At 53.2% G+C, this 2,488-nt stretch carries 5 protein-coding genes; 1 reads left to right on the forward strand and 4 read right to left on the reverse strand.

Features of this window, described 5'->3' with window-relative positions:
* Positions 1–149 precede the first annotated feature (149 nt).
* On the forward strand, positions 150–812 hold the full coding sequence (locus tag PKX57_RS12025; protein WP_472417550.1) for an HD domain-containing protein: 663 nt from the start codon (positions 150–152) through the stop codon (positions 810–812).
* Positions 813–816: 4 nt separating this feature from the next.
* On the opposite strand, the gene PKX57_RS12030 is transcribed toward PKX57_RS12025, so the two are convergent.
* Genes PKX57_RS12030 through PKX57_RS12045 form a run of 4 tightly spaced genes read right to left on the reverse strand, consistent with a single transcriptional unit; the run spans position 817 to position 2,417 of the window.
* Positions 817–1,086: an acylphosphatase gene (locus tag PKX57_RS12030; RefSeq protein ID WP_213921374.1), complete on the reverse strand. Its 270-nt coding sequence runs from the start codon at positions 1,084–1,086 to the stop codon at positions 817–819.
* Positions 1,083–1,724, reverse strand: a complete 642-nt coding sequence (locus PKX57_RS12035; RefSeq protein WP_472417552.1) for a lactate utilization protein — start codon at positions 1,722–1,724, stop codon at positions 1,083–1,085. The genes PKX57_RS12030 and PKX57_RS12035 overlap by 4 nt, the downstream gene beginning before the upstream one ends.
* Positions 1,725–1,751: 27 nt before the next feature.
* A complete protein-coding gene (locus PKX57_RS12040; protein WP_472417554.1) occupies positions 1,752–2,102 on the reverse strand; it encodes a hypothetical protein in 351 nt (116 codons plus the stop codon).
* On the reverse strand, positions 2,103–2,417 hold the full coding sequence (locus PKX57_RS12045) for an SCP2 sterol-binding domain-containing protein (protein WP_213921377.1): 315 nt from the start codon (positions 2,415–2,417) through the stop codon (positions 2,103–2,105).
* Between the last annotated feature and the right edge of the window lie 71 nt (positions 2,418–2,488).

Genomic DNA, 2,488 nt, shown 5'->3' on the forward strand with positions numbered 1-2,488 from the left:
TCGATTATCCCCGGAGACATTATTCCATCGTCGTTGGTAATCAATATATTCAATACACTGCCTCCTCTCGCATCTTCATACTGTTCTTGTAGTATTATTTTACAATATCGAACCGGACTTTTCTGGAAAGACCGGGTCCCGTTTCACTTATGGAGAGGAAATTGAAGATAGCGCAGTTGTTCGAGAGACACCCCGAACTCGAAGAGATCTACGGGCTGGCGCGGGTCGCCTTCGAAACCTCCCGCGATCCGGCCCACGATCTTTACCACGTCGTGAGGGTCACAGAAAACGCGGTCGAGATAGCGCTCGGGGAGGATGAATCGCTGGAGACCGCCGCCCTCGCTGCCCTCCTCCACGATATAAAGAGGCCGTCCGAGGATATAGACGGTCTCGATCATGCCGCCGAGGGAGGCAAGTACTCGCTCAAACTGCTTCTGAGCATGGGATACACTTACGACATCGCCTCGGAAGTAGCCCTGTCTATAAGAGACCACCGTTTTTCATCCGGTAAGGAGCCCGGGAGCGCTACCGGAAAGATTCTCCAGGATGCAGACAGACTCGACGCCATCGGGGCGATCGCGATAGCGCGTGTCTTTTCTTATTCGGGAAAGGTCGGTAGGCCGCTCCATTCACCGGACCTGTCGCCGCGCGACCGTTACGAAGGTTTCTCCGCGAGCGCCATAAACCATTTCTACGAGAAAATCCTGAAGATAACCCCCGAAAGTTTCTGGACCGGTACGGGCAGGGAGCTGGCACGGGAGAGGTACGAATTCACCGTCGCCTTCGTGGAGAGGTTTCTCGAGGAATGGTAGGCTTTCAGTACCTGACTTCGAAGTCGGTGAAATGCTGCTCGGGTAGTTCTTCGACCAGGCATTTCGAAATATGCGCCCGTACGGGACCGCGATCGACCCTCTGAACGAACTCGTCTATGGAAGCCTCTTCGCCGGCGCCAACTATTTCGACGCTACCGTCGTACTCGTTCCTCACATATCCGGTTATGCCCAGCGCCCGTGCAGTGTGCAGGGTGTAGTATCGAAAGCCCACACCCTGGACCCTGCCGTAAACCCTTACCCTGACGGTTCTCATAAACCCAGCTCTTCACCCACGAGTATCACCGTGTATCTTCCCTTGCGGCGGCTGGAATCGCTTACGGTCACGTAAGTTCCGCAGATCCTTTCGTTGCTTGTACAGTCCATGCAGAAGCCTGTGGCGGCGCACGGAGTGTGGAGATTCAATCTTTTCGCGTTCATCGGCGCTATGAACCTTATCCTTTCGAGCGCCGCATCAATGTCGCCGACGACTTTGTTCATGCCGACAACGAGAATGACCCTTTTCGGACCGAACAAAACGGCCGCCGCACGGTTGCAGTTACCGTCCAGCAGGAGTATCTGTCCGTCGAGTGTGATGGCGTTCGCGCTACAGAGGTAGAAATCCGCCCAGAAAGCCTTTCGCAAGATCTCCTCTCTCTCTTCTCCGTCCGGTACTGCTTCGCGGTCCAGATAGTTGTAACGCCCCGATTTGAGAAGCTCTCTCGCCCCCGTCTCTTGAAGAGTGACCGATCCGCCGGAGGCCACCGTAGAACCCGCGGGGATCAGCTCCTCGAGTCTGGGAACGACCTGCTCTCTCGAGGTAAGATAGACGGCCTCTATAGATCTTTTTGCGAAGTTTTCGATCAACTTCCCGGCCAGTTTGTCGTATTTCCAGTTCAGGAGACTGCTACGCATATTTCACCCCTTTCAGGAATAACCCGGTTAGAAAGTTATGACTGTTGCGCCCCTGTCGATGTAGGGAGCCAGCGGGACGTGGTTGCTCATATCGCCGTTCAACGGTAATCCTTCCCTTTCTGCTATTTCCAGAGCGCCCATCATCTTCGAGCAGCCGTAGCACACGGCCTTGATGAGCCCTTTGCTTTTCACCTTGCTGTAGAGAGGGAAGAGAGGATCGCTCTCCAGAGTTATCTCTTTCAGCAGAGATGGCGACTGCCCCTCGAGAACCACCGAAACGTCGAAGCCTTTTTCGTGCATATCCAGCGCGTTTAGAAGGGCGTGGAGAAAACAGGGCTTTTTTCCTTCGAATGCAAGTATCAGAACTTCTTTAGCCATTCATACACCTCCGAGTAATTTGCTCAGTTTCATAGCGTGGGAAAGATCCCCCGATAGCTTTATCCTGCCGCTCATGAAAGCCGAAAGCGGACTGATCGAACCTTCAAATACATCTCTGAAAGTTTCGATGTCGGTTTCTACAAGACAATCGGAGTTTCCGCCGTTCAGGAGTATCTCCGCCCTGCCCGAGGCTATGACGACCGTGAACTCTTCCGGGTCTCCGCCCCTGACACGGAAGGAAAAACTCCCCTCGATACCTTCCAGAGTTTCGGGATTCAAATTCCCGATTTTTTCGAACGCATCTTTCAGAGTCATAAACTCCTCCTCGTTTTTGCTCTTAGAAAAAGTCTATCATCTTGTCGTAGAATTGAGAGTGATATCTATCG

Origin of the sequence: Mesotoga sp. (genome assembly GCF_035363035.1) — a bacterium.
Lineage (GTDB): Bacteria > Thermotogota > Thermotogae > Petrotogales > Kosmotogaceae > Mesotoga.

What these genes read in the sequence shown, in the direction of transcription:
- PKX57_RS12030 (WP_213921374.1), bottom strand. Translation starts at nt 1,086, where the DNA reads ATGAGAACCGTCAGGGTAAGGGTTTACGGCAGGGTCCAGGGTGTGGGC.
- PKX57_RS12035 (WP_472417552.1), bottom strand. Translation starts at nt 1,724, where the DNA reads ATGCGTAGCAGTCTCCTGAACTGGAAATACGACAAACTGGCCGGGAAG.
- PKX57_RS12045 (WP_213921377.1), bottom strand. Translation starts at nt 2,417, where the DNA reads ATGACTCTGAAAGATGCGTTCGAAAAAATCGGGAATTTGAATCCCGAA.
- PKX57_RS12040 (WP_472417554.1), bottom strand. Translation starts at nt 2,102, where the DNA reads ATGGCTAAAGAAGTTCTGATACTTGCATTCGAAGGAAAAAAGCCCTGT.
- PKX57_RS12025 (WP_472417550.1), top strand. Translation starts at nt 150, where the DNA reads ATGGAGAGGAAATTGAAGATAGCGCAGTTGTTCGAGAGACACCCCGAA.